Origin of the sequence: Sphingopyxis sp. (assembly GCF_035565275.1) — a bacterium.
Taxonomy (GTDB): domain Bacteria; phylum Pseudomonadota; class Alphaproteobacteria; order Sphingomonadales; family Sphingomonadaceae; genus Sphingopyxis.
The window spans coordinates 1-2857 of sequence record NZ_DATMST010000197.1 but is presented as its reverse complement, the minus strand read 5'-3'; the positions used below and the strand labels follow the sequence as shown (position 1 = coordinate 2857).

The window sequence follows — 2857 nt, the reverse complement described above, 5'->3', positions numbered from 1 at the left end:
GGGACCGGCGTGCCCTGCTGCGCCGCGACCAGCGCCGCGCGCCAGCGCACCGCTTCGGGTTTCAGGAGCGTTGGATGGAAAATGTCGAGCGAGCCGATGGTAAGGCCGAGCTTGCGCAGCTGCGGACGCTCTTCCGGAGTGAGGGCATGGAGCTGATCCTCGACGCCTGCGCGGCCGATCATCCCGCTGTTGTCGGTCAGCGCGGCGAGCAGCGCACGCACGCGCGGGGGCGTGAACAGGTCGCCGGCTGCCTCGCCCATCGCGGCAAGCGGGCCGGCGTGCCGCGCGAGCTGCGTCGCGACAAAGCGCTGGAGCCGCTCTGAAATCGCCTGCACCTGCTGGGGTTCCAGCCGACGGAGCGAAGGATCGATCTGGATCGCCGGCTGGACGAGCGTCGGTCCGCGCGCGAGCGTCGCGACGACATGGCCGTGCCAGGCGAGGCGCGGCATGGTTTCGGGCTCGGCGACCAGCGACAGGGCGCTGTCGTCGCCTTCGGCCAGCGCGGTCGCTCGCCGCGCGAGTTCGGCACGCAGATGCTTTTCCGCGGCGGCGAGCAGCATGCGGTGGTCGCTTGCGCGCGCCTGGGCATCGACCTTGAACTGGAAACCCTTGAGGGTGCCGATCGCCTCGCCGTCAACCGCGACGGTGCCGTCGGCGCCGACCGCCACGGGCAGCGCGGCGTTACGCTGGCCCGCATCGCGGAGCAGCAGCGCAAGCCGGCGATCGACGAAACGCTGGGCAAGCGCGGCGTGCAGGGCGTCGGACAGCCGTGATTCGAGCGCCTGCGTTTGTTCGGTCCACCCAGCGGCGCCCGCGATCCAGTCGCCGCGTTGCGCGATGAAGCACAGCGTGCGCACCGCCGCGATCCGGCTCGCAAGCTGGTCGATATCGCCCTCGACGTCGTTCAGTCGGGCAAGGCGCCGCGCGAACCAGTCGGGGTCGATCATTCCGTCCCCGCTCGTGCGCCATTGCCAGAGCTTGAAAACGGTGCGGCTGTGATGTTCGGCGCCCAGCTGTTCGAAATCGGGAAGCCCGCACGCGTCCCACAATCGCTGGACCGCGTCGAAATCGCCGCCGCGCGCGCGGACTTCCATGTCGCCAGCAAGATGCTTGAGTACCGCGATGTCGACGGCTTCGGGCGCGGCGCGCAGGCCCTGCTGCGTCGGCGGCTGGGCAAGATCGGACAGAAGCTGGTCGAGCGAGCCGAAGCCCGGCGTCGGATTGCGCCAGAACAGGCTCGCGAGCGGCGGGAAATGATGCCCCTCGATCGCGTGGATTTCTTCGGGTGTGAAGCCGCCCTGCGGCAGGCCCACGGTGCCGAAGCTGCCGTCCTGCTGGTGGCGCCCCGCGCGCCCGGCGATCTGCGCCATTTCCGAAATCGTCAGCCGCCTGAGCCGCCGTCCGTCGAATTTCTGCAGGCTCGCGAACGCGACATGCTGGACGTCGAGGTTCAGCCCCATGCCGATCGCGTCGGTGGCAACGAGATAATCGACTTCGCCCGCCTCGAACATCGCGACCTGCGAATTGCGCGTCTTGGGGCTCAATGCCCCCATCACCACCGCGGCGCCGCCCGCGAAGCGGCGTAGCATTTCGGCGATGGCATAGACTTCTTCGGCGGAAAAGGCGACGATCGCCGATCGCTTCGGCAGGCGCGAGAGTTTCGAGGCGCCGGCGTAGCTCAAGGTCGAAAAGCGCGGGCGCGTGATGATTTCGGCTTCGGGCACGAGATCGCGGACGAGCGTGCGGATGCTCGCTGACCCCAGGATCATCGTCTCCTCGCGTCCGCGCGCGCGCAACAGCCGGTCGGTGAACACATGCCCGCGTTCGGGATCTGCGCCAAGCTGCGCCTCGTCGATCCCGACGAAAGCGACGTCGCGCGTCACGGGCAGCGCTTCCATCGTGCCGAGCAGGTAACGCGCGCCGGGTGGCATGATTCGTTCCTCGCCTGTCACCAACCCGACTTCCGCCGGTCCCCGGATCGCGACGACGCGGTCATAGACTTCGCGCGCGAGCAAGCGCAGCGGAAAGCCGATCATGCCGCTCGCATGGGCGGTCAGGCGCTCGACCGCCAAATGGGTTTTGCCGGTGTTGGTGGGGCCAAGGACAGCCTTGACCGGCTGGGAGGAGAATGACGTCATTGTCTTGGCTCCCACGCTGGCATGGGCGCGGGCGCCGTGCAACAACGGATCGTCAAACGGCGCCTAACAGGCATATTTTTCCGCAGTGTGCGCATAATATCCCGACCCCGCCACGCCTTGCCGCAACCTGTGTCGGCGAATCTGCCATTAAATTGACTTTAACGACCTTTCTTTACAGACATGGCCTCGAAAACATCATTCGGCGGCCGGAACTGCGGAGGCTGCCGAGCGGGGGTTGCAATTTGTTCCAGCGTCACGAACCCATCGCGGGGATGTCCGGCAATGCGGCCGCCCTCACGATGTCGCAGGCGATACCGCTGCGACGCACGGATGGCGATTCCGAAACCCGACCGGGCTGGCGCGACCGGCTCGCGCAGCTCGATCTCGTTCCCGACCTTGGCGACAATATCGGCTCGGCCGAATGGTGGCGCGGGCTTGCGACGTTAACCTTGCTTTGCGGAATCGCGATCGCAACCTTTCCCGGCATCCGCCCGATCGAGATCGGCGGCACCGCGGCCGGCGCGTCCGATTTCAACGAGGCGCGCGCGCAGATGATCGTGCCGCTGGCGTTCGGCGGCGACACCGGCCGGCATATGGCGGCGACCGACGCCGTCCGCCCGCTGACGCAGACCCCCGAACGGCCGCAAATCGAACTCACCGCCACCCTCGGCAGCGGCGACAGCTTCGCCCGCCTGCTCGAACGCTCGGGCGTCGGCAGC

1 protein-coding gene and 1 pseudogene are annotated in these 2857 nt (G+C 67.9%); one reads left to right on the top strand and one right to left on the bottom strand.

From position 1 onward, the window contains the following. Positions 1–2138 (bottom strand): helicase-related protein (locus VN047_RS13935; protein ID WP_325543656.1); only part of this gene is annotated, 2138 nt, incomplete at its 3' end. 242 nt (positions 2139–2380) lie between these two features. Here VN047_RS13935 and VN047_RS13930 point away from each other — a divergent pair. Further along, positions 2381–2857: pseudogene (locus VN047_RS13930) on the top strand (M23 family peptidase); the annotation flags it as partial.